Genomic DNA, 23,550 nt, shown 5'->3' with positions numbered 1-23,550 from the left:
CAACCACGACCGTCTGCCTACCAAGCCCGCCACCTCGGGCGGCGCCGCTTGTGCTTCAACCCTGGTATGGGAGCCGGATGCCGCGGGGGTGCTCCAAGGCCCCAGGACGCAGCCCAGAGCCTCGTCGCGATTGGCCATTCGACGCGGCGGCGAGCCTTCCCCCGGGGGCGGGCTACCGGCCTCCGGTCCTACGCCCTGCGCCCGATGCGCGGCTCGCGGGCGCGTCGCTAGCGTGGGGCGGCATGACGGAGAACGAGCAGTCCGCGGGGCCCCGCAGTCGCGAGGAGCGCAAGCGCAATGCGCTGCGCCTGTTGGAGAGCGAGTTCGACCTGTGGGCGGCCAGCGCCGATGCGGCGGGGGTGCCGACGCTGATGCCGCTGACGTTTCTGTGGGACGGCGAGGCCGTGTGGCTGTCGACCCGGCCGACGAATCCGACCGGGGCGAATCTGGCGGCCTCCGGCACCGTGCGGCTGTGCCTGGGGACCACGCGGGACGTCGTGCACATCGAGGGCGTCGTCACCGCCTTCACCGGGGACGAGTTGCCGGACGGCGTCGGGGACGCCTTCGCGGCGAAGGACGGCTGGGACCCGCGCAAGGAGGCGGACCGCTACGACTTCTACCGCGTCGCGCTCGACAACCTCCGTGCCTGGGGCACGGTTCCCGAGCTCAGGGGCCGACTGCTGATGAAGGCCGGCCGCTGGCTGGTGTGACGCCGTGACCTGCCGCTCCCCGCTAGCCTCGGGCTTTCACGAGGGGCGCTGTCCGGCAGGTGATCAAGAAAGCAGAAAGTGCCTCTGAGCTGCAACGATAGGACTTGCTGAGGGTCCTGTACGTGGTAGCAAAAGAGGCACTTCCCAGGTGAAGAAGAGTATCGGGTCGTATCCGCCTGTCCGTGTCCAGGGTGACGGGGGCGGGGTGGTCTCGCAGGCCGGCGGGGTGCTGCTGGTGGAGACCGTCCGCAAGACGGGGCTGGACACGGCCATATCGGCGGCACTGGCGCCGTGGCGCAAACCGCGGGCCGTGCACGATCCGGGCAAGATCCTGCTAGACCTCGCTGTGGCGGTGGCACTGGGCGGGGACTGCCTGTCGGACATCGGCGTGCTGCGGGCCGAACCCGCACTGTTCGGCCCGGTGGCATCCGATCCGACCGTCTCACGGCTGGTCGAGACCCTGGCCGGGGCCGGCCCCCGCGCGCTGACCGCGATCCGCCGGGCCAGGGCCGAAGTCCGCCAGCGGGTCTGGACGTTGGCCGGCACCGACGCGCCCGACGCGGACGGGCAGGTGACCGTGGATATCGACGGGGTGCTGGTCCTGGCGCACTCCGACAAGCAGGACGCGACCGCGACGTGGAAGAAGACCTTCGGCCACCACCCGCTGGTCGCGTTCGTCGACCACGGCCCGGCCGGGTCCGGGGAGCCGGTGGCCGCCGTGCTGCGGCCCGGCAACGCGGGAAGCAACACCGCCGCCGACCACATCACCACCACCAAACTGGCCCTGGCCCAACTGCCCAAGCAGCACCGGCGGGGCCGCTCGACGCTGATCCGCACCGACTCAGCGGGCGGCACCCACGCGTTCCTGAACTGGCTCACCGCACGGGGCCGGTGGCTGTCCTACTCGGTCGGGATGACCATCACCGACGCCGTCCACCACGCCGTACTGCAGATCCCGGCCCCGGCATGGACCCCGGCGGTCGAACCCGACGGCCAGGTCCGCGAAGGCGCCTGGGTCGCCGAACTGGCCGGCGACGTCCTGAACGGCTGGCCCGCAGGCACGCGGCTTATCGTCCGCAAAGAACGGCCCCACCCCGGTGCGCAGTTGCGGTTCACCGACGCAGACGGCATGCGCCTGACGTGCTTCGCGACCAACACCACCGGCACCGCGATCGCTGCCCTGGAACTGCGGCACCGCCAGCGCGCCCGAGCCGAGGACCGCATCCGGGCCGCCCGTGCCACCGGCCTGCACAACCTCCCCCTGCACCACACCACCAGCAACCAGCTGTGGCTGGAGGTCGTCCAGCTCGCACTTGACCTGCTGGCCTGGATGCCGATGCTCGCCCTGACCGGCCCCGCCCGCCGGTGGGAACCCAAAAAGCTCCGCCTCAGGCTGTTCTCCGCCGCCGCCCGCCTGGTCACCACCGGCCGCCGGCGCATCCTCCGCCTCGCCCGCCACTGGCCCTGGACCCACGTGATCACCAGCGCCTTCACCCGGCTGCAAGCCCTGCCAGACCCCGGCTGACCAGCAGGATCAACCCATCCCGACGAGCACCCGATTGCCTCCGGAACCGTGGAACCCGGCGCCCACCCGACACGACAGCCGGGCCACCAGCCTGCCCACCCTCAAAACAACCCGAGAACTGCCAAGCAAAAAGCCCCCGTCAACATCGAACGAGGGCTCATGCAAGATCGAGGCTAGGCCGCCGTCAAGGTTGATGCCGGAGGGATATTCCCCAAAGTCCTATGGAAGTCGTATGGTCCCTTCATGTTGTCCGCACTCGGACAACATGTACTGGGAGGCACCATGAACAGCAAGAAGGCTGTCCGGGCACTGGCGACCTGCGCCGCCGCGCTGGGGCTGGCGACGGGCGTCACGAACAGCGCCCAGGCGGAGGACGGCTACACCAACGGCGGATACATCGCGGACAGTTACGTGTCCTTCGTCGGCTGCTCGGCCGAGATCCAGATGGGTACGTCCAACGCCAACGGCCAGGAGTACGCCCGCGCCTGGTACTACCTCAGATACAGCACCCGTGACCAGCCGTGCCAGGGGTGGATGCAGCGCAAGAAGGACAGCGAGACCACCTGGACCATGATCGAGGGATTCACCGTCGCGCCCTCCCACGACCTCCAGACAGTGGGCACCTTCTACTACTACGACGGCCCCGGCTACAAGGTGCGCGTCTGCACCGGTGACCGGATCTACGGGAACTCGTATTCGTGCGGCGAAGGCTTCTGAGCCGGCCGGAGGAATGACCATGAACAAGAAGAAGGCCGCCCGGGCACTGGCGACCTGCGCCGCCGCGCTGGGGCTGGCGACGGGCGTCACCAACAGCGCCCAGGCGCAGGCCGGGTACACCGACGGATACGTCCAGCTCACCACCGAGGTCGTGTTCGTGAACTGTGGCGGCGCCGTCCAGTTCGGGACCTCCGACAGCAACGGCTCGCTCTACGCACGCGGGGTGTTCACCCTCAACCTGAGCAGCCGGGCCCGTGAGTGCCAGGGCTGGCTGCAGCGCAGCACGAACAAAGGCGCGTCGTGGACCACCATCTCGGGCATCCACCACTCGGCCAACGGCGAGGTCCAGTACACCGACTACTACTGGGACTCGACCGGTTACATGGCCCGGGTCTGCGTCGGCGACATGCTGTACAGCAACTCGTATTCCTGCGGCCCCGGCGTCTGAACCGGATACCCGCCCCTCTCCCGGCGCCGGCGGTCCGGACCGCCGGCGCCGGGAGAGCCGGAGGGGCCGGGCGGGGTCAGAGGACCCGGACCGCCCAGTCGGGCTCGTAGTCCACCATCTGGTGGATGCCCACCGGCGTCGAGGAGTTCGCCGCGTCGAGGTACTGGCCGTTACCGATGAAGACGCCCACGTGGTAGGCGCTGCCCTCACCGCCCCAGAAGATCAGGTCGCCGGGCTGCAGGCTGCCGAGCGCGACCGGCGTGCCGACCGTCGACTGCTCCTGCGAGGTGCGCGGCAGGTTCACGCCCACCGTGCCGAAGGCGACCTGGGTCAGACCCGAGCAGTCGTACGAGCCCGGTCCGGTGGCGCCGTAGACGTACGGCTTGCCCAGTTGGGACTTGAGGAACGCGATCAGCTTGTCGACCTTGGTGCCGGACGCGGCCGGCACCGCCGCGGCGGCGGTCGAGGGCGCCGGCGAGGTGGACGCCACCGGCGTCATCGTGAGCTTCGCGCGCTTGGCCGAGCGCGAGGCGCTGATCGCGCTCGCGGTGGCGCGGGCCTTGGCGGCCTTGGCGGCGACGGCGGCCTTGTGCTTCGCGGCGGCCGCGGCGGACGCCGCCTTGGCCTGCGCGGCGGCCTGGTCGGCGGCGTGCTGCTGCTGCGCGGCCATCGTCATCTCGATCGCGTCCTGCGCGACCGCGTCGGCGGCCTGTTCACCGGTGACGGTGGTGGCCAGCGTGCCGTTCAGGGCGCGGGCGGAGACGTGTCCGGCGTCCCGCGACTTGGTGGAGTGGTTGTCGGCCAGGGCCGGAGCGGTCGCACCGCCGAGGGCGATCGCGCTGACGACACCGCCGACGATTCCGGCCCGCCGCGTCCAGTTGGGACGGGGCGGTGCGGCATGCCGCCGGCGGCCGGTATGGATCTGCGAGGCGGACGCATGGGTCCGTGGTCTGTTCTGGGGCATGCGTCTCTGGCTATCAGGAATGAAAGGTTCCGTTCAACAAAGGTGTGATGCGCCACAGTTGACGTGTTCACGGCTCAAATGCCCGTTTCATGATCGTGCGGATCGGGTGGTTTGAGGCCATTTCAGCGGGCCGGTCACCTATGCGCTCGTGCCCACATTCACGCGGCTGATTCCCGGGCGCCGAGGGGCTGTTGGCGGACCGGCCCGGCGCTATCACGCGGCCGTGTCCAACACCAATTTGCCCGCTGTCGCGGTCGCTTGATAATGAGCGCACGCCTCTGACCAGCAAGAATTAACACGGATGTGATGTGAAGTGATCGTTTGCCGATGATCCACCCCATGATCACCGCTCATCCGACTTCATGATCATTGGTCAGGTGGTGGAGATCACAAAGCTCTGCCCGTACCCCGTGTCGCAGATCACAGACCGGGAGGCATAGGATGCAGGCGACTTGGGCTTGTGAACTGCCTCACATGGACGCGATCTTCCTCGCGGAAGTGGCGCGGACCACACCACAGGTCACGGTCCGACATGTCAGTCACTGCCGACTGGAAGGAGCGGGGGACGGTGAACGCCTACGCGCCCATTTTCGTCCTGGGGGGCATCGCGGCCGGCTTCGCGATCTTCTCCGTTTTCATGGCCTCGATCATCGGGCCGAAACGGTACAACCGGGCCAAGTTGGAAGCGTACGAGTGCGGTATCGAGCCGACTCCGCAGCCGGCCGGCGGCGGACGCTTCCCGATCAAGTACTACCTGACGGCGATGCTGTTCATCGTCTTCGACATCGAGATCGTCTTCCTCTACCCCTGGGCCGTCACCTTCGACCGCCTGGGGATGTTCGGGCTCGTGGAGATGCTCCTCTTCGTGCTCACCGTCTTCGTCGCCTACGCGTACGTATGGCGGCGCGGCGGCCTGGAATGGGACTAGGGACCGAGGGGACCAGGGAGCCAACGCATGGGTATCGAAGAGAAACTGCCGAGCGGATTCCTGCTGACGACGGTGGAGACCGCGGCGGGCTGGGTACGTAAGGCGTCGGTCTTCCCGGCCACCTTCGGCCTGGCCTGCTGCGCCATCGAGATGATGACCACGGGTGCCGGGCGCTACGACATGGCCCGCTTCGGCATGGAGGTCTTCCGCGGCTCGCCGCGGCAGGCCGACCTGATGATCGTCGCGGGCCGGGTGAGCCAGAAGATGGCGCCGGTGCTGCGGCAGGTCTACGACCAGATGCCGAACCCCAAGTGGGTCATCTCGATGGGCGTCTGCGCGTCCAGCGGCGGGATGTTCAACAACTACGCGATCGTGCAGGGCGTCGACCACATCGTGCCGGTCGACATCTACCTGCCCGGCTGCCCGCCGCGCCCCGAGATGCTGCTCGACGCGATCCTCAAGCTGCACGAGAAGATCCAGGGCGGCAAGCTCGGCGTGAACCGCGAGGAGGCCGCCCGCGAGGCGGAGGAAGCCGCGCGCAAGGCGCTCCCCACGATCGAGATGAAGGGGCTGCTGCGATGAGCGACTCCACGGCCGGCGGCGTCCCGGCGCCGCGCGAGCAGGACCCCGGCGAGGTCATCGGCGTCCGCAAGGGCATGTTCGGCGCGAACAACGGCGGCGACACCTCCGGTTACGGCGGCCTGGTGCGTACCGTCCGGCTGCCCGGGGCCAGTTCACGGCCGTACGGCGGCCGGGACGGCGTCTTCGACGAGATCGCCGACGAGCTGGAGGGCGCCCTCGACGAGCAGGGCCTGCCGCCGGCCGAGGCGATCGAGAAGACCGTCGTGGACCGCGGCGAGCTGACCTTCCACATCGCCCGCGAGCACCTGGTGCGGGTCGCCCGCACGCTGCGCGACGACCCGGCGCTGCGCTTCGAGCTGTGCACCGGTGTCAGCGGGGTGCACTACCCCGACGACGAGGGCCGCGAGCTGCACGCCGTCTACCACCTGCGTTCGATCACCCACGGCCGGCTGATCCGGGTCGAGGTCGGCGTCCCCGACGCCGACCCGCACGTCCCGTCACTGGTGGGCGTCTACCCCACCAACGACTGGCACGAGCGGGAGACCTTCGACTTCTTCGGCATCGTCTTCGACGGCCACCCCGCGCTCACCCGCATCATGATGCCGGACGACTGGCCCGGCCACCCGCAGCGCAAGGACTACCCGCTCGGCGGCATCCCCGTCGAGTACAAGGGTGCCCAGATCCCGGCTCCCGACCAGCGGAGGTCGTACTCATGACGAACGGATACGCCTCCCCACAGCAGGCGGAGGAGCGCGAGACCACCGAGGGCCGGGTCTTCACCGTCACCGGCGGCGACTGGGACGAGCTCGCCGAGACCGTCGGCAAGTCCGACGACGAGCGGATCATCGTCAACATGGGTCCCCAGCACCCGTCCACCCACGGGGTGCTGCGGCTGATCCTGGAGATCGACGGCGAGACGGTCACCGAGGCGCGGTCCGGTATCGGCTACCTGCACACCGGTATCGAGAAGAACATGGAGTACCGCACCTGGGTGCAGGGCTCCACCTTCGTGACGCGGATGGACTACCTGACGCCGCTGTTCAACGAGACCGCGTACTGCATGGCCGTGGAGAAGCTGCTCGGCATCACCGACCAGGTGCCGGACCGGGCGACCATCATCCGGGTGCTGCTGATGGAGCTCAACCGGATCTCCTCGCACCTGGTGTGCATCGCCACCGGCGGCATGGAGCTGGGCGCCACCACGATCATGATCTACGGCTTCCGGGACCGCGAGATGATCCTGGACATCCTGGAGCTGATCACCGGCCTGCGGATGAACCACGCCTACGTCCGGGTCGGCGGCCTGGCGCAGGACCTGCCGCCCGGCGCGATCGACCAGGTGCGGGAGTTCGTCAAGACCTTCCGCAAGAACCTGCCCGAGTACGACAAGCTCGCCACCGGCAACCCGATCTTCAAGGGCCGGATGCAGGACGTCGGCTACCTGGACCTGACCGGCTGCATGGCGCTCGGCGCCACCGGCCCGATCCTGCGGGCCGCCGGCCTGCCGCACGACCTGCGCAAGTCCGACCCCTACTGCGGTTACGAGACCTACGAGTTCGACGTGCCGACCGCGGACACCTGCGACTCCTACGGGCGTTTCCTGGTCCGGCTGGCCGAGATGCACGAGAGCCTGCGGATCGTCGAGCAGTGCCTTGACCGGCTCGCGCCGGGCCCGGTCATGGTCGAGGACAAGAAGATCGCCTGGCCCGCGCAGCTCGCGCTCGGCCCGGACGGCATGGGCAACAGCCTGGACCACATCAAGAAGATCATGGGCACCTCGATGGAGGCCCTGATCCACCACTTCAAGCTGGTCACCGAGGGCTTCAGGGTGCCGCCGGGGCAGGCCTACTCGGCGGTGGAGTCCGCCAAGGGCGAGCTGGGCGTGCACGTCGTCAGCGACGGCGGCACCCGGCCCTACCGGGTGCACTTCCGCGACCCGTCGTTCACCAACCTGCAGTCCATGGCGGCGATGTGCGAGGGCGGCCAGGTCGCCGACGTCATCGTCGCGGTGGCGTCCATCGACCCCGTGATGGGAGGCGTCGACCGATGACCGACGTGTCACTGGGCATCCCGCAGATGCCCGCGCCCGACTACCCGGCCGACGTGCGCGCCCGGCTGGAGAGCGACGCCAGGGAGGTGATCGCCCGCTACCCCGGATCGCGCAGCGCCCTGCTTCCGCTGCTGCACCTGGTGCAGTCCGAGGAGGGCCACGTCACCCGGACCGGCATCCGCTTCTGCGCCGAGATGCTGGACCTGACCACCGCCGAGGTCACGGCGGTGTCGACCTTCTACACCATGTACCGCCGCAAGCCGAGCGGCGACTACCAGGTCGGGGTCTGCACCAACACGCTGTGCGCGGTGATGGGCGGCGACGCCATCTTCGACGAGCTCAAGCAGCACCTCGGGGTCGGCAACGACGAGACGACCGCGGACGGCAGGGTCACCCTCGAACACATCGAGTGCAACGCGGCCTGCGACTTCGCCCCGGTGGTGATGGTCAACTGGGAGTTCTTCGACAACCAGACCCCCGACTCCGCCCGGCAGCTGGTCGACGACCTCATCGCCGGCCGTGAGGTGCGCCCCACCCGGGGCGCGCCGCTGTGCACGTACAAGGAGACGGCCCGCATCCTGGCCGGCTTCCCCGACACCCGCGAGGGCGCCGTCGAGGCGAGCGGCGGCGCGGGTCCCGCGTCGCTGGCCGGCCTGCGGCTGCACCGCGGCGAGGCCCCGGCCCGGGTGGTCGGGCAGCGCGGCGAGTCGCCGGCCGAGGACACCGCCCCGCACTCCGACACCCCGTCGCCCGCCGAGCACGCCAGCTCGCACGACGCGCCCCAGCAGACCGCGGAGTCCGACCCGGCCCACCCGGCGGACCCGGTCGCGGACAACGCAGAACAGGAGGAGGGCGAGTGATGACCGTGGAACCGGCCGAGAAACTGCTCGCGCCCGTGCTCTCCGCCTTCTGGGACGACCCGCGGTCCTGGACGCTGGAGACCTACCGCAGGCACGACGGCTACCAGGCGCTGGCCAAGGCGTTCGCGATGGCGCCCGACGACGTGATCGCCTACGTCAAGGACTCCGGCCTGCGCGGCCGCGGCGGCGCGGGCTTCCCCACCGGCATGAAGTGGCAGTTCATCCCGCAGGGTGACGGCAAGCCGCACTACCTGGTGGTCAACGCCGACGAGTCGGAGCCGGGGACCTGCAAGGACATCCCACTGCTCTTCGCCAACCCGCACTCCCTCATCGAGGGCATGATCATCGCGTGTTACGCGATCCGCTCGCATCACGCCTTCATCTACCTCCGCGGTGAGACCGTCCCGGTGCTGCGCCGGCTGCACGAAGCCGTCCGCGAGGCCTACGAGGCCGGCTACCTGGGCACCGACATCCAGGGCAGCGGCTTCGACCTGGACATCACCGTGCACGCCGGCGCCGGGGCGTACATCTGCGGTGAGGAGACGGCGCTGCTGGACTCCCTGGAGGGACGCCGCGGCCAGCCGAGGCTGCGCCCGCCCTTCCCCGCCGTCGAGGGGCTCTACGCCTGCCCCACCGTGGTGAACAACGTCGAGTCCATCGCCTCGGTTCCCGCCATCGTGCAGCGCGGCAAGGACTGGTTCAAGTCGATGGGCAGCGAGAAGTCCCCCGGTTTCACGCTCTACTCGCTGTCCGGCCATGTCGCGCGCCCCGGGCAGTACGAGGGCCCGCTCGGCATCACCCTGCGCCAGCTGCTCGACATGGGCGGCGGGATGCGCCCGGGCCACCGGCTCAAGTTCTGGACCCCCGGCGGCTCGTCAACCCCGATGTTCACCGAGGAGCACCTCGACGTCCCGCTGGACTACGAGGGCGTCGGCGCCGCCGGATCGATGCTCGGCACCAAGGCGCTGCAGTGCTTCGACGAGACCACCTGCGTGGTGCGGGCGGTCACCCGGTGGACCGAGTTCTACGCCCACGAGTCGTGCGGCAAGTGCACGCCGTGCCGCGAGGGCACGTACTGGCTGGTGCAGCTGCTGCGGGACATCGAAGCTGGCAAGGGCCGGATCGAGGACCTGGACAAGCTGAACGACATCGCCGACAACATCAACGGCAAGTCCTTCTGCGCGCTCGGCGACGGCGCCGCCGCCCCGATCTTCTCCTCGCTCAAGTACTTCCGCGAGGAGTACGAGGAGCACATCGAGCACAAGGGCTGCCCCTTCGACCCGGCCCGCTCCACCGCCTGGGCCGACAAGTACCGTACGGAGGCCCACGCGTGACCGTCACCACAAGCAGTGCGTCCTCCGGCGCGGGGCAGCCCGCGGTGCCGCCGGAGGACCTGGTCTCCGTCACCGTGGACGGCATCCCCATCTCGGTGCCCAAGGGCACGCTGGTGATCAGGGCCGCCGAACTGCTCGGCATCGAGATCCCGCGGTTCTGCGACCACCCGCTGCTGGACCCGGCCGGTGCCTGCCGGCAGTGCATCGTCGAGGTCGAGGGCCAGCGCAAGCCGGTCGCGTCCTGCACCATCACCTGCACCGACGGCATGGTGGTGCGCACCCAGCTGACCTCGCCGGTCGCCGAGAAGGCGCAGCGCGGGGTGATGGAGCTGCTGCTGATCAACCACCCGCTGGACTGCCCGGTGTGCGACAAGGGTGGCGAATGCCCGCTGCAGAACCAGGCGATGCAGGTCGGCGACCCGGACACCCGCTTCGAGGGCAAGAAGCGCACCTTCGCCAAGCCGGTGCCGATCTCCGCCCAGGTGCTGCTCGACCGCGAGCGGTGCGTGCTGTGCGCCCGCTGCACCCGGTTCAGCAACCAGGTGGCCGGCGACCCGATGATCGAGCTGCTGGAGCGCGGGGCGCTGCAGCAGGTCGGCACCGGTGAGGGCGACCCCTTCGAGTCGTACTTCTCCGGCAACACCATCCAGATCTGCCCGGTCGGCGCGCTGACTTCGGCCGCGTACCGCTTCCGCTCCCGGCCCTTCGACCTGGTGTCGTCGCCGTCGGTGTGCGAGCACTGCGCGGGCGGCTGCGCCACCCGTACCGACCACCGGCGCGGCAAGGTCATGCGGCGGCTCGCCTCGAACGACCCCGAGGTCAACGAGGAGTGGCTGTGCGACAAGGGCCGCTTCGGCTTCCGCTACGCCCAGCGGCCCGAGCGGCTGACCCACCCGCTGGTGCGCGACGCCGCCGGTGAACTGGTCGCCGCGTCCTGGCCCGAGGCGCTGGCCGCCGCCGCGGCCGGGCTGACCGCGGCGCACGGCCGGGCCGCGGTGCTGCCCGGCGGGCGGCTCACCGTCGAGGACGCCTACGCCTACGCCAAGTTCGCCCGGGTCGTGCTCGGCACGAACGACGTGGACTTCCGGGCCCGCCCGCACTCCGCCGAGGAGGCCGACTTCCTGGCCGCCGCGGTCGCCGGGCGCGGACTGGACCTGGACACCAGCGGGATCACCAACACCGCGCTGGAGGCCGCCCCCGCGGTCCTGCTGGCCGGCCTCGAAGCCGAGGAGGAGGCCCCCGGGGTCTTCCTGCGGCTCCGCAAGGCCCACCGCAAGCGCAAGCAGCAGACGTACGCGCTGGCCACCCACACCACCCGCGGGCTGGAGAAGGCCGGCGGCATCCTGCTGCCCGCCGCACCCGGCACGGAACCGGAGTGGATGGACGCGCTGGCCGGCGAGATCGGCCTGGACGAGGCCGGACGGCAGGCAGCGGACGCGCTGCGTACCGCGGGCGCCGTCATCCTGGTCGGCGAGCGGCTGGCCGCCGTTCCCGGCGGGCTCACCGCGGCGATCCGGCTGGCCACCGCCACCGGCGCCGCCCTGGCGTGGATCCCGCGCCGGGCCGGTGAGCGCGGCGCGGTCGAGGCCGGCGCGCTGCCCGGGCTGCTGCCCGGCGGGCGCCCGGTCACCGACCCGCGGGCCCGCGACGAGGTCTCCCGGGTGTGGGGACTGCCCACGCTGCCCGGCCGGTTCGGGCGGGACACCGCCGAGATCCTGGAGGCTGCCGCCACCGGCGAGCTGGGCGCGCTGCTCGTCGGCGGGGTCGAGGTCGCCGACCTGCCGGACCCGGCCCGCGCCCGCGCGGCCCTGGACGCGGTCGGCTTCGTCGTCAGCCTGGAGCAGCGGCCGAGCGAGGTGACCGAGCGCGCCGACGTGGTGCTGCCGGTGGCCGCGGTCGCCGAGAAGGCCGGCACGTTCCTCAACTGGGAGGGCAGGGTGCGGATGTTCGAGGCCGCCATCAAGCCCGACCAGGCCGTCAACCGGCAGCAGCACCCCGACGCCCGGGTGCTGACCATGCTGGCCGACGCGCTCGACGTGAAGCTCGGCCTGTCCGACGTAAGGTCCGCGCGCGCCGAACTGGACGCCCTGTCCGGGTGGTCGGGCTCCTACGGCCCCGCGCCGCTGGAGTCCTCGGTGCCGCTGCCGCGGCCCGAGTCCGGTCAGGCGGTGCTCGCCGGACACCGGCTGCTGCTCGACCAGGGCAGGCTGCAGGACGGCGACGACGCGCTGGCCGCCACCCGGCACGCGGCGGTGGCCCGGCTGTCCGCCGCGACCGCCGCCGAGCTGGGCGCCGAGGACGGCGCACCGCTCACCGTCACCGGCCCGGCGGGCACCACCACGCTGCCGCTGGCCGTCACCCCGATGCCCGACCGGGTGGTCTGGCTCCCGCTCAACTCGATCGGCTCCGGCGTCGCCTCAGACGTGGGCGCCCGCCCCGGGCAGGTCGTCGCGATCTCCGCGGAGGTGTCCTCATGAGCGCCCAGATCGCCGGCGCCAGCCAGCTGGCCGCCACCACGGAGAATTTGTCGTTCTTCGGCAGCGACGTGTGGTGGCTGATCCTGCTCAAGGCCGTCTTCTGTTTCGCCTTCGCGATGCTGACCGTGCTGTTCTCCATCGTGTGGGAGCGCAAGGTCGTCGCCTGGATGCAGCTGCGTATCGGCCCCAACCGGCACGGGCCCTGGGGCATGCTCCAGTCGCTCGCCGACGGTGTGAAGTTGATGCTCAAGGAGGACGTCACCGTCAAGCGGGCCGACAAGGTGGTGTTCGTCCTCGCCCCGATCGTGGCGGCGATCCCCGCCTTCATGGCCTTCGCGGTGGTGCCCTTCGGCCCGGCCGACAACGAGGTGTCCATCTTCGGGCAGCGCACCGCGCTGCAGCTCACCGACCTGCCGATCGGCATCCTCTACATCCTGGCGACCGCCTCGGTCGGCATCTACGGCATCGTGCTGGCCGGCTGGTCGTCCGGCTCGACGTACCCGCTGCTCGGCGGGCTGCGCGCGTCGGCCCAGATGATCTCCTACGAGATCGCGATGGGCCTGTCCTTCGCCGCGGTCTTCCTCTACTCCGGCTCGATGTCGACCTCGACCATCGTCAGCGCCCAGCACGACCGCTGGTACGTGATCCTGCTGCCGGTGTCGTTCCTGGTCTACATCTGCACGATGATCGGCGAGACCAACCGCGCCCCCTTCGACATGCCCGAGTCCGAGGGCGACCTGGTCGGCGGGTTCAACACCGAGTACAGCTCGATCAAGTTCGCGCTGTTCATGCTGGCCGAGTACGTCAACATGGTGACGGTCTCCGCGGTCGCGACCACCCTCTTCCTCGGCGGCTGGCGGGCCCCCTGGCCGGTCAGCACCTTCTGGGAGGGCGCCAACCACGGCTGGTGGCCGATGCTCTGGTTCGTGGTCAAGGTCCAGCTGCTGCTGTTCTTCTTCATCTGGCTGCGCGGCACCCTGCCCCGGGTGCGCTACGACCAGCTGATGAAGCTCGGCTGGAAGGTGCTCATCCCGATCTCGATGGTCTGGCTGATGCTGGTGGCCGCGGTGCGCGCGATGCGCAACGAGAACTACGACTTCACCAAGATCGTGCTGTACGTCGCGGGCGCGGTGCTCGTGCTGCTGCTGATCTCGCTGCTCGCGGACATGTTCAGGGATCGCGAGGACAAGCAGAAGCCCGGCGAGGACGGTCCGCTGGCCCCACCGGACACGTTCGACCCGATGGCCGGCGGCTACCCCGTACCCCCGCTGCCAGGGCAGCAGGTGCAGCGGGTGCCGCGCCGCCCCAGCCGGGCGCAGCCCCAACTCGTCGGCGCATCCGGCCAGGACGCCCCGGAGCAGGAGAAGCAGGAGGACGGCGATGCCTGAGTTCCTCGGCCCGGTCGCAGGCTTCGGCGTGACCTTCAAGGCCATGTTCAAGAAGCGGCTCACCGAGCAGTACCCCGAGTACAAGAAGCCCACAGCGCCGCGCTTCCACGGCCGCCACCAGCTCAACCGTCACCCGGACGGCCTGGAGAAGTGCGTCGGCTGCGAGCTGTGCGCGTGGGCCTGCCCGGCGGACGCGATCTACGTGGAGGGCGCGGACAACACCGAGGAGGAGCGCTACTCCCCGGGTGAGCGCTACGGCCGCGTCTACCAGATCAACTACGCCCGCTGCATCCTGTGCGGGCTGTGCATCGAGGCGTGCCCGACCCGCGCGCTGACCATGACCAACGAGTACGAGCTCGCCGACCGGACCCGCGAGTCGCTGATCTTCACCAAGGAGCAGCTGCTGTCCGGCCTGGAGGAGGGCATGGTCGAGTCGCCGCACTCGATCTTCCCCGGCATGGACGAGGGCGACTACTACCGCGGCCTGGTCACCGAGGCCGCGCCCGGCACCGTACGGCAGGTCGCGGTCTCCAAGGGCGAGAAGCCCGACGAGACGGTGGCGCTGCCCGGCGAGCCGGCGGCGGGGACGGCCGACACCGAGATCACCGCCCCGGGCGGTTCCGCTCCGGCGGGAACGGGGGCCGAGGCATGATGCCGCTCGCGGCCGCCGCCGCCTCGCAGACCTCCACCGGTGAGGCCGTGCAGTTCTGGATCCTGGGCACGGTCGCCGTGCTCGGCGCCCTGGGCACGGTCCTGATGAAGAAGTCCATCCACAGCGCCCTGTCGCTGGCCGGCACGATGATCATCCTGGCGGTCTTCTACCTGGCGCAGGGCGCGTACTTCCTGGGCGTCGTCCAGATCGTCGTCTACACCGGCGCGATCATGATGCTGTTCCTCTTCGTGGTCATGCTGGTCGGCATCACCGCGGCGGACTCCCTGAAGGAGACGCTCAAGGGCCAGCGGGTGATGGCCGCGGTGTGCGGGCTCGGCTTCGGCATCCTGCTCATCGCCGGCATCGCCAACGCCTCGCTGCACACCTTCACCGGCCTCGGCCAGGCCAACACCGTGGACGGCGGCAACGTCCAGGGCCTGGCGCACCTGCTGTTCACCAAGTACGTGTGGGCCTTCGAGATCACCGGCGCCCTGCTGATCACCGCCGCCGTCGGCGCGATGGTGCTCACCCACCGGGAGCGCACCGAGGAGCGCCGCACCCAGCGCGAGCTGTCCGAGACCCGGGTCCGCGAGGGCCGCCAGGTCACCCCGCTGCCCGCGCCGGGCACCTACGCCCGGCACAACGCGGTGGACATCCCCGCCCTGCTGCCCGACGGCACGATCTCGGAGCTGTCGGTCAGCTCCACGCTCCGCGACCGCGGCCAGATCCGCGACGTGTCGGGGGACGCCATGCGGCGGCTCGCCGACCTGGAACTGACCTCCGAGCGGTGGCTCGGCCGCGAGGGCGACCGTCCCGCGGTCGGACCGGCCGGACCGGTCGAGCGGGCCGAGCACAACGACCGGGCCGAGGAGGGCGCCAAGTGAATCCGGCCAACTACCTGTACCTGTCCGCGCTGCTGTTCACCATCGGCGCCGCCGGGGTGCTCATCCGGCGCAACGCGATCGTCGTCTTCATGTGCGTCGAGCTGATGCTGAACGCCTGCAACCTGGCGTTCGTCACCTTCTCCCGGCTGCACGGCAACCTCGACGGGCAGGTCATCGCGTTCTTCACGATGGTCGTGGCCGCCGCCGAGGTCGTGGTCGGGCTCGCGATCATCGTGTCGATCTTCCGTTCCCGCCACTCGGCCTCGGTCGACGACGCCAATCTCATGAAGCTGTAGAGGGGCTGCGAGAAGTGGAAACCCTGATCGGACTGCTCGTCGCGGCGCCGCTGCTCGGCGCGGGCGTCCTGCTGACCGGCGGCAAGCGGCTCGACCGCGTCGGCCACTGGCTCGGCACGCTGCTCGCGCTGCTCTCCTTCGTCTTCGGCGCGGTCCTCTTCGCCGACATGCTGGGCAAGGACGCCGACGCCCGCGCCCTGCACTCGCACCTGTTCACCTGGGTGCCGGTGGACGGCTTCCAGGCCGACGTCGGCTTCCAGCTGGACCAGCTGTCGATGACGTTCGTGCTGCTGATCACCGGTGTGGGCACCCTGATCCACATCTACTCGATCGGCTACATGGCGCACGACGAGCGCCGCCGCCGCTTCTTCGGCTACCTCAACCTGTTCCTCGCGGCGATGCTGCTGCTGGTGGTGGCCGACAACTACTTCCTGCTGTACGCCGGCTGGGAGGGCGTCGGCCTGGCGTCGTATCTGCTGATCGGCTTCTGGCAGCACAAGCCGAGCGCGGCGACCGCGGCGAAGAAGGCCTTCATCGTCAACCGGGTCGGCGACATCGGCCTGTCGGTGGCGATCATGCTGATGTTCACCACCTTCGGCTCGTTCGCCTTCAGCCAGGTCCTGCCGCAGGCGCAGCAGGCGTCCGCCACCCAGCACGCGACCGTCACCGGCATCGGCTTCATGCTGCTGCTCGCCGCGTGCGGCAAGTCGGCGCAGGTGCCGCTGCAGTCCTGGCTCGGCGACGCGATGGAGGGCCCGACCCCGGTCTCGGCCCTCATCCACGCGGCGACCATGGTGACCGCCGGCGTCTACCTCATCACCCGCTCGGGCGCCATCTTCAACGCGGCGCCCGCCGCCCAGACCGCGGTGGTCACCGTCGGCGCGGTCACCCTGCTCTTCGGTGCGATCGTCGGTTGCGCGAAGGACGACATCAAGAAGGCGCTGGCCGGCTCGACGATGTCGCAGATCGGCTACATGATCATGGCTGCCGGGCTCGGCCCGATCGGCTACGTCTTCGCGATCATGCACCTGGTCACCCACGGCTTCTTCAAGGCCGGGCTCTTCCTGGGCGCAGGCTCGGTCATGCACGGCATGAACGACGAGGTCGACATGCGCCACTACGGCGGCCTGCGCAAGTACATGCCGATCACCTTCGTCACCTTCGGCCTCGGCTACCTGGCGATCATCGGCTTCCCCGGGCTGTCCGGCTTCTTCTCCAAGGACAAGATCATCGAGGCCGCCTTCGCCAAGGGCGGCACCGAGGGCTGGATCCTGGGCGGCGCGGGCCTGCTGGGCGCGGCGATCACCGCGTTCTACATGACCCGCGTGATGCTGATGACCTTCTTCGGCGAGAAGCGCTGGCAGCCGGACGCCGAGGGCCACGAGCCGCACCCGCACGAGTCCCCGTCCTCGATGACCATCCCGATGATCATCCTGGCCTTCGGCTCGGTCTTCGCCGGCGCCTTCTTCAGCCTCAACTCGCGCTTCGTGCACTGGCTCGAGCCGGTCACCGGCCACAGCGAGGGGGACTCGCCGGTCAGCGCCGGCACGGTCACCGCCGCCACCCTGGTGGTGCTGGTCGTCGGTGTCGCCCTCGCCTGGCTGATGTACGGGCGCAGGTCCGTCCCCGCGGTCGCCCCGCGCGGCTCGCTGCTGACCCGGGCGGCCCGCCGCGACCTGCTGCAGGACGACTTCAACCACGTCGTCCTGGTCCGCGGCGGTGAACACCTCACCCGCTCGCTGGTCTACCTCGACCACTCGCTGGTCGACGGTGTCGTCAACGGCACCGCCGCCTCCGTCGGCGGCCTGTCCGGCCGGCTCCGCAGGCTGCAGAACGGCTACGTCCGCTCGTACGCCGTCTCGATGCTCGGCGGCACCGCGGTGCTGGTCGCCGCGACCCTTCTCATGAGGGCGGTCTGATCATGTCCTTTCCTCTCCTCACCGTGACCGCCGTGGTCCCGGCCGCCGGTGCGGTCGTCACCGCCGCGGTGCCCGCGGCGCGGAAGGCCGCCGCCAAGTACACGGCTCTGCTCTTCGCGGTCGCGACACTGGTGCTCGCGGCCGTGGTCCTGGTCAGGTTCGACCCGGACGGCGCCCGCTACCAGCTGACCGAGTCGCACGCCTGGGTCAAGGACTTCGGGCTGCGCTACGAGCTGGGCGTCGACGGCATCGCCGCGGTGATGGTGGCGCTGACGGCGCTGCTCATCCCGTTCGTGATGCTGGCCGGCTGGCACGACGCCGACCCCCTCGAAGACGTCAACCCCAACCGGCGCTGGCGGCCCACCCAGGGCTTCTTCGCGCTGATCCTGCTGGTCGAGGCGATGGTGGTGCTGTCCTTCGAGGCCACCGACGTCTTCCTCTTCTACATCTTCTTCGAAGCGATGCTCATCCCGATGTACTTCCTCATCGGCGGCTTCGGCGACCGCGCCCACGCGGGCGGCGAGGAGGAGGCCGGGCGGCAGCGCTCGTACGCGGCGGTCAAGTTCCTGCTCTACAACCTGGCCGGCGGCCTGATCATGCTGGCCGCGGTCATCGGCCTCTACACCGTGACCGCCCACCAGCTGGGCACCGGCACCTTCTCGCTCCAGGAGATCCTGTCGGCCCGGGCGTCCGGCAAGCTGCACATCGAGACGTCCACCGAACGCTGGCTCTTCCTCGGCTTCTTCTTCGCCTTCGCGGTGAAGGCCCCGCTGTGGCCGCTGCACACCTGGCTGCCCAACGCGATGGGCGAGTCGACCGCGCCGGTCGCCGTCCTGATCACCGCGGTGGTCGACAAGGTCGGCACCTTCGCGATGCTGCGCTTCTGCCTCCAGCTCTTCCCTGAGGCGTCCAAGTGGGCGACCCCGGTGATCCTGGTGCTCGCGCTGATCAGCATCGTCTACGGCGCCCTGCTGGCCATAGGGCAGCGCGACATCAAGCGGCTCATCGCGTACGCGTCCGTGTCGCACTTCGGCTTCATCATCCTGGGCATCTTCGCCATGACCAGCCAGGGCCAGTCCGGCGCGACGCTCTACATGGTCAACCACGGCATCTCGACCGCCGCCCTGATGCTGGTGGCCGGCTTCCTGATCACCCGGCGCGGCTCGCGGCTCATCGCGGACTTCGGCGGCGTGCAGAAGGTCGCCCCGGTGCTGGCCGGCACCTTCCTGATCGGCGGCCTCGCCACCTTGTCGCTGCCGGGCCTGGCGCCCTTCGTCAGCGAATTCCTGGTCCTGGTCGGCACGTTCAGCCGCTACCCGGCGCTGGGCATCGTGGCGACGCTGGGCATCGTGCTGGCCGCGGTCTACGTTCTGGTGCTCTACCAGCGCACCATGACCGGCCCGGTCAAGGCCGGCATCGAGGGCATGTCCGACCTCAAGGTCCGCGAACTGGTGGTGGTCACCCCGCTGATCGCCCTGCTGATCTTCCTGGGCGTCTACCCCAAGCCGGTCACCGACATCGTCAACCCGTCGGTGCACCACACGCTCTCCGACGTGCACAAGACCGACCCCAAGCCCGCGCTGGAGGCGAAGAAGTGAGCGCATCCTCCGTCCACAGCTTGTGGACAACGGCGGCGCCAGTCGCCGACAAGATCCCCGCCCCGCACATCGAGTACGCCCAGCTCGCCCCGGTCCTGATCGTCTTCGGGGCCGCGGCGCTCGGCGTGCTGGTCGAGGCCTTCCTGCCGAGGAAGTCCCGCTACAGCGCGCAGACCGTGCTCGCCGTGGTCGGCCTCGCGGCGGGCTTCGCCGCGGTGGTCGCCCTCGCCGAGAAGGGCTACGGCACCACCAAGGCGCACATCGCGGCCATGGGGGCGGTGGCCGTGGACGGCCCGGCCCTCTTCCTGCAGGGCACCATCCTGCTGGTCGGCATCGTGGCGGTCTTCACCTTCGCCGAGCGCCGGCTCGACCCGCTCGCCCACGGCAACCAGGTCGACTCCTTCGCCGCGCAGGGCTCCGCCGTCCCCGGCAGCGACCAGGAGAAGGCCGCGGTGCGGGCCGGCTTCACCAGCACCGAGGTCTTCCCGCTGTTGATGTTCGCGGTCGGCGGCATGCTGATCTTCCCGGCCGCCAACGACCTGCTGACGCTGTTCGTCGCCCTTGAGGTCTTCTCGCTGCCGCTGTACATCCTGTGCGCGCTGGCCCGCCGCAACCGCCTGATGTCCCAGGAAGCCGCCGTCAAGTACTTCCTGCTCGGCGCCTTCTCCTCGGCCTTCCTGCTGTTCGGCATCGCGCTTCTCTACGGGTACGCGGGCACCGTCTCGTACTCCGGCATCTCCGCGGTCATCGACGGCACCGCCACCATGACGCCGGCGCTCGCCTCCACCACCGGCAACGACGCGCTGCTGCTGATCGGCCTGGCGATGGTCGCGATGGGCCTGCTGTTCAAGGTCGGCGCGGTGCCCTTCCACATGTGGACGCCCGACGTCTACCAGGGCGCGCCCACCCCGGTCACCGGCTTCATGGCCTCCGCCACCAAGGTCGCCGCCTTCGGCGCGCTGCTGCGGCTGCTCTACGTCGTCCTGCCGGGCATGCGGTGGGACTGGCGTCCCGTCATGTGGGGCGTCGCGATCCTCACGATGCTCGCCGGCGCCGTCATCGCGGTCACCCAGACCGACGTGAAGCGGTTGCTGGCCTACTCCTCCATCGCCCACGCCGGCTTCATCCTGGCCGGCGTCATCGCCACCACCCCGGACGGCATCTCGTCGGTCCTGTTCTACCTGGCCGCGTACTCCTTCGTGACCCTCGGCGCCTTCGCCGTCGTCACCCTGGTCCGCGACGCGGGCGGCGAGGCCACGCACCTGTCGCGCTGGGCGGGCCTGGGCCGCCGGTCGCCGCTGGTCGCGGCGGTCTTCGCGGTCTTCCTGCTGGCCTTCGCCGGCATCCCGCTGACCTCCGGCTTCGCCGGGAAGTTCGCGGTCTTCAAGGCGGCCTCCGAGGGCGGCGCGATGCCGCTGGTCATCATCGGCGTCATCTCGTCGGCGATCGCCGCGTTCTTCTACATCCGGGTGATCGTGCTGATGTTCTTCAGCGAGCCGAAGCCCGACGGCCCGACCGTCGCGATCCCGTCCGTGATGACCTCCACGGCCATCGCCCTGGGCGTCGCGGTCACCCTCGTCCTGGGCCTGGCACCGCAGTATTTCCTCGACCTGGCCGACAAGGCGGGCGTCTTCGTGCGGTAGCCCCGCCGGGCGCGCTTTTTCACGGACTGCGGGGTGCGGGCCTTCGGGCCGGCACCCCGCAGTGCGTCGGGGTGCGGGTCAGGCGGGGGCGCCGGGGGTGCGGGTCTGCACGTAGGCGAGTCCGCGTCCGGGAGTCCGGGTTCGCTCAGCCCTGGGTGGGCGAACCCGGTGGCCGAGGGTTTCCCAGCGTCACATCCCCCATCCGCAGCGCCGCCGCGGATCCGTTCTCGGCCCTGATGCCGACGTTCCCGCCGACCGCGATCCCGTCACCGGAGGCCACGGCCGAGGCCCCTGCCGCCTCCGCCGCGCGGGCGGCGGTGACCGCCTCTTCCAAGGCCTGGGCGAAGGCGGCGTCGCGGCCCGCCTCGTCCTCAAGGGCCAGCAGCAGGAACTGGCGGGTCTGCCGGGACAGTTCGACCGCGCCGGCCGCCGCCTCCTCCTCGACCCTTGCCAGCGCACGCTCGCCGCCGAGGTGGTCGGTCACCAGCCGGCTGACCCGCTCGACCCCGGCGTCCAGCGTCTGGTCCACCACCTCGTCGGCCGCGCCCGCCACCCGGCGCGCCTTGCGCACCGCCCACGCGAACACGTACCCGACCGCCAACTCCGCACCGAACATCCCAGCCCCCAGCCGCTGTTGCCCCGCTCACCAGAACGGTAGCCGGGCCACCACGCCCCCGGAGGCCGAACCGCGTACTCCGACGCCGTTCCGTCACCCGGCGATCACCCTGCGCGCCCGGCCTCAGGCGACGCCCGAGGGGAGCTGGTGCGGCATCTTCCAGCCCTGGGCCAGCCGCGACGGGTGGACGTTGTCCCCGCCTCCGAAGAACTCGCAGAACTTCATGATCAGCGGATCCCAGGCGAGCGGGTCCACGTAATGCGTGCCTGGGACGACCAACTCCTCCTCGACATGGGCCCGCAGCACTTCGACCTGGAACGCGGTCGCGTCCGTGTCGTCGTCGCCGAACGGGTGCACCGCGACGACCCGGCACTCCAGCTGGACCGGGCATTCCCCGACCCGGGGCGGTCCTACCAGCTCCGACGTCTGCTCGGTCAGCCGCGCCAGCGTGAACTTGTCGCGCTCGTGGCGGTAGCCCTGCCGGAGCCGGTATTCAGGGATGACCGGATTCCCCGTGGTGAGCGCGAGCCGGTCGACGGCGTCGACCATCGAGGCGGCGGGCAGGTTGAGTACGCACTCCCGCTCGCGGCGCAGATTGGCCGCCGTCCGGCTGTTGTTGCCGAGCCCGAGCATGCAGTGCTGATCGAGCCACCAAGCGGACGACATCGGGGCGAGGTTCGCGGAGCCGTCCTCGTTGCGGGAGCTGATCAGGACGACCGGAGTGCCGAAGTACAGCACCTTGAGGCCTGGGACCACATGCATCGACGTGCCTTTCGCGCGGACGTGCCCGCCGGAGTCGCGCGGGCCTGCCCCGACCCTCCCCGACTCCCGCGCGGGCCGCTGGCGGGGATCGGACATCACGCTCCGACCCGCCGGCCCCGCGGAAGGACCCCCGGCGCACCGGGGGTCGATCCAGCGACGGTGGTGGCTAGTTGGGCACCGCCAGCAGCAGGGCGAAGCGCTCGTCCGGGTCGGTCCACCACTGGCGGACGGTGAAGCCGCCCTCGTGCAGCTCCGCCGTCAGCGACTCCCGGCGGAACTTGCAGGACAGCTCGGTGCGCAGGTCCTCGCCCTCGGCGAGGTCCAGGCTCAGGTCGAGGTCCGGGATCTTGACGGTCTGCGCGATGCGGGAGCGCAGCCGCATCTCGATCCGCTCCTCGGCCGCGTTCCAGAGCGCGACATGCTCGAAGGCCTCCGGGTCGAAGTCGGCGTTCAGCTCCCGGTTGAGGACGTAGAGCACGTTCTTGTCGAACTCGGCGGTGACGCCCCGCTCGTCGTCGTAGGCGCGGACCAGGACGTCCGGGTCCTTGACCAGGTCCGCGCCCAGCAGCAGCACGTCGTCGCTGCTCAGGTCGAGCGCCAGGGTGCGGTAGAAGGCGCGGCGCTGGTCGGCGTCGAAGTTGCCGATGGTGCTGCCGAGGAAGGCCAGCAGCCGCGGACCCGGCTCGTCCGACAGCGGCAGGCCGCCCTCGAAGTCGGCGACGGTGGCGGTGACGGTGAGCCCCGGGTAGTCGCGGCAGATCGCCTCGCCCGCCTCCGCCAGCGCCGAGGCGCTGACGTCGAGCGGCGCGTAGCGCACGAGGCTGCCGCCGGCGGTGAGCGCGTCGAGCAGCAGGCGGGTCTTGCGCGACGAGCCGGACCCCAGCTCGACCAGGGTGCTCGCCCGGGTCAGGGCGGCGATCTCGGGAGCCCGGCGGGCCAGGATCTCCTGCTCGGCGCGCGTCGGGTAGTACTCGGGGAGCCGGGTGATCTCCTCGAAGAGGTCACTGCCGCGTTTGTCGTAGAACCACTTCGGCGGCAGCGTGCGGGGCGGTTCGCTCAGGCCCCTGCGGACGTCGTCGTGCAGCGTGTCGGTGAAGTAGCCGGCGGGCAGCCGGTCGTCGAGGGTGAAGCGGCTCTCGGGCATGCGATGGCGCTCCTTGCGGTCGGCGGCCCCTGGGGGGCGCAGCGGGATGATCC

The 23,550-nt window shown here is 70.4% G+C and carries 22 protein-coding genes; 18 read left to right on the top strand and 4 right to left on the bottom strand.

Annotated elements, in window-relative coordinates:
• Nucleotides 1-242 precede the first annotated feature (242 nt).
• The 4 genes from OG702_RS14605 (at nucleotide 243) to OG702_RS14590 (ending at nucleotide 3,400) form a co-directional block, all read left to right on the top strand.
• Complete coding sequence (locus OG702_RS14605) at nucleotides 243-710, top strand: pyridoxamine 5'-phosphate oxidase family protein (RefSeq protein WP_327289309.1); 468 nt, start codon at nucleotides 243-245, stop codon at nucleotides 708-710.
• A 148-nt stretch (nucleotides 711-858) separates the two neighbouring features.
• Complete coding sequence (locus OG702_RS14600; protein ID WP_327289308.1) at nucleotides 859-2,235, top strand: IS1380 family transposase; 1,377 nt, start codon at nucleotides 859-861, stop codon at nucleotides 2,233-2,235.
• 282 nt (nucleotides 2,236-2,517) lie between these two features.
• On the top strand, nucleotides 2,518-2,952 hold the full coding sequence (locus OG702_RS14595; RefSeq protein ID WP_327289307.1) for a hypothetical protein: 435 nt from the start codon (nucleotides 2,518-2,520) through the stop codon (nucleotides 2,950-2,952).
• Nucleotides 2,953-2,971: 19 nt separating this feature from the next.
• Entirely contained in the window at nucleotides 2,972-3,400 is a 429-nt protein-coding gene (locus tag OG702_RS14590) for a hypothetical protein (RefSeq protein WP_327289306.1), read from the top strand.
• A gap of 76 nt (nucleotides 3,401-3,476) precedes the next feature.
• Here the strand turns inward: OG702_RS14590 and OG702_RS14585 are convergent, their stop codons facing one another.
• Nucleotides 3,477-4,364 carry a C40 family peptidase gene (locus OG702_RS14585; protein WP_327289305.1) on the bottom strand — a complete coding sequence of 296 codons (888 nt, stop codon included), beginning with the start codon at nucleotides 4,362-4,364 and terminating at the stop codon, nucleotides 3,477-3,479.
• A 568-nt stretch (nucleotides 4,365-4,932) separates the two neighbouring features.
• Here OG702_RS14585 and OG702_RS14580 point away from each other — a divergent pair.
• From OG702_RS14580 to nuoN, 14 genes are read left to right on the top strand one after another with little or no spacing between them, the layout of a single operon-like run.
• Nucleotides 4,933-5,292, top strand: a complete 360-nt coding sequence (locus tag OG702_RS14580; protein ID WP_033177906.1) for an NADH-quinone oxidoreductase subunit A — start codon at nucleotides 4,933-4,935, stop codon at nucleotides 5,290-5,292.
• Nucleotides 5,293-5,319: 27 nt separating this feature from the next.
• Nucleotides 5,320-5,874 carry a NuoB/complex I 20 kDa subunit family protein gene (locus tag OG702_RS14575; protein WP_033177720.1) on the top strand — a complete coding sequence of 185 codons (555 nt, stop codon included), beginning with the start codon at nucleotides 5,320-5,322 and terminating at the stop codon, nucleotides 5,872-5,874.
• Entirely contained in the window at nucleotides 5,871-6,590 is a 720-nt protein-coding gene (locus OG702_RS14570; protein WP_327289304.1) for an NADH-quinone oxidoreductase subunit C, read from the top strand. The genes OG702_RS14575 and OG702_RS14570 overlap by 4 nt, the downstream gene beginning before the upstream one ends.
• Nucleotides 6,587-7,924, top strand: coding sequence for an NADH-quinone oxidoreductase subunit D (locus tag OG702_RS14565; RefSeq protein WP_327289303.1), 1,338 nt, complete (start codon nucleotides 6,587-6,589; stop codon nucleotides 7,922-7,924). Before OG702_RS14570 ends, OG702_RS14565 begins: the two co-directional genes overlap by 4 nt.
• Nucleotides 7,921-8,784, top strand: coding sequence for an NADH-quinone oxidoreductase subunit NuoE (nuoE, locus tag OG702_RS14560; RefSeq protein WP_327289302.1), 864 nt, complete (start codon nucleotides 7,921-7,923; stop codon nucleotides 8,782-8,784). Before OG702_RS14565 ends, nuoE begins: the two co-directional genes overlap by 4 nt.
• Complete coding sequence (gene nuoF, locus OG702_RS14555) at nucleotides 8,784-10,118, top strand: NADH-quinone oxidoreductase subunit NuoF (protein ID WP_327289301.1); 1,335 nt, start codon at nucleotides 8,784-8,786, stop codon at nucleotides 10,116-10,118. The genes nuoE and nuoF overlap by 1 nt, the downstream gene beginning before the upstream one ends.
• Complete coding sequence (locus OG702_RS14550; protein WP_327289300.1) at nucleotides 10,115-12,595, top strand: NADH-quinone oxidoreductase subunit G; 2,481 nt, start codon at nucleotides 10,115-10,117, stop codon at nucleotides 12,593-12,595. Before nuoF ends, OG702_RS14550 begins: the two co-directional genes overlap by 4 nt.
• A complete protein-coding gene (gene nuoH, locus OG702_RS14545) occupies nucleotides 12,592-13,983 on the top strand; it encodes an NADH-quinone oxidoreductase subunit NuoH (RefSeq protein WP_327289299.1) in 1,392 nt (463 codons plus the stop codon). The genes OG702_RS14550 and nuoH overlap by 4 nt, the downstream gene beginning before the upstream one ends.
• Nucleotides 13,976-14,635 (top strand): NADH-quinone oxidoreductase subunit NuoI, encoded by a 660-nt coding sequence (gene nuoI / locus OG702_RS14540; RefSeq protein ID WP_327289298.1) that lies wholly within the window; start codon nucleotides 13,976-13,978, stop codon nucleotides 14,633-14,635. Before nuoH ends, nuoI begins: the two co-directional genes overlap by 8 nt.
• Complete coding sequence (locus tag OG702_RS14535) at nucleotides 14,632-15,519, top strand: NADH-quinone oxidoreductase subunit J (RefSeq protein ID WP_442814420.1); 888 nt, start codon at nucleotides 14,632-14,634, stop codon at nucleotides 15,517-15,519. Before nuoI ends, OG702_RS14535 begins: the two co-directional genes overlap by 4 nt.
• Nucleotides 15,516-15,815, top strand: a complete 300-nt coding sequence (nuoK, locus tag OG702_RS14530; protein WP_033177728.1) for an NADH-quinone oxidoreductase subunit NuoK — start codon at nucleotides 15,516-15,518, stop codon at nucleotides 15,813-15,815. The genes OG702_RS14535 and nuoK overlap by 4 nt, the downstream gene beginning before the upstream one ends.
• A gap of 14 nt (nucleotides 15,816-15,829) precedes the next feature.
• Nucleotides 15,830-17,734 carry an NADH-quinone oxidoreductase subunit L gene (gene nuoL / locus OG702_RS14525; RefSeq protein ID WP_327289296.1) on the top strand — a complete coding sequence of 635 codons (1,905 nt, stop codon included), beginning with the start codon at nucleotides 15,830-15,832 and terminating at the stop codon, nucleotides 17,732-17,734.
• Between the two features lie 2 nt (nucleotides 17,735-17,736).
• Nucleotides 17,737-19,332 (top strand): NADH-quinone oxidoreductase subunit M, encoded by a 1,596-nt coding sequence (locus tag OG702_RS14520; RefSeq protein WP_327289295.1) that lies wholly within the window; start codon nucleotides 17,737-17,739, stop codon nucleotides 19,330-19,332.
• A complete protein-coding gene (gene nuoN, locus OG702_RS14515; protein ID WP_327289294.1) occupies nucleotides 19,329-20,975 on the top strand; it encodes an NADH-quinone oxidoreductase subunit NuoN in 1,647 nt (548 codons plus the stop codon). Before OG702_RS14520 ends, nuoN begins: the two co-directional genes overlap by 4 nt.
• Before the next feature lie 145 nt (nucleotides 20,976-21,120).
• Here the strand turns inward: nuoN and OG702_RS14510 are convergent, their stop codons facing one another.
• The 3 genes from OG702_RS14510 to egtD all read right to left on the bottom strand — a co-directional run bounded on the left by OG702_RS14510 (nucleotide 21,121) and on the right by egtD (nucleotide 23,497).
• Nucleotides 21,121-21,591, bottom strand: a complete 471-nt coding sequence (locus OG702_RS14510) for a hypothetical protein (protein ID WP_327289293.1) — start codon at nucleotides 21,589-21,591, stop codon at nucleotides 21,121-21,123.
• A gap of 123 nt (nucleotides 21,592-21,714) precedes the next feature.
• Nucleotides 21,715-22,353, bottom strand: a complete 639-nt coding sequence (locus tag OG702_RS14505) for a flavin reductase family protein (RefSeq protein ID WP_327289292.1) — start codon at nucleotides 22,351-22,353, stop codon at nucleotides 21,715-21,717.
• Nucleotides 22,354-22,519: 166 nt separating this feature from the next.
• Entirely contained in the window at nucleotides 22,520-23,497 is a 978-nt protein-coding gene (gene egtD, locus OG702_RS14500; protein WP_327293230.1) for an L-histidine N(alpha)-methyltransferase, read from the bottom strand.
• Nucleotides 23,498-23,550 lie beyond the last annotated feature (53 nt).

This window comes from Streptomyces sp. NBC_01198 (assembly GCF_036010485.1).
In the GTDB taxonomy this organism is placed as follows: domain Bacteria; phylum Actinomycetota; class Actinomycetes; order Streptomycetales; family Streptomycetaceae; genus Actinacidiphila.
Note: the sequence above shows the minus strand (reverse complement) of the source record. Positions and strands in the feature narration are given on the sequence as shown.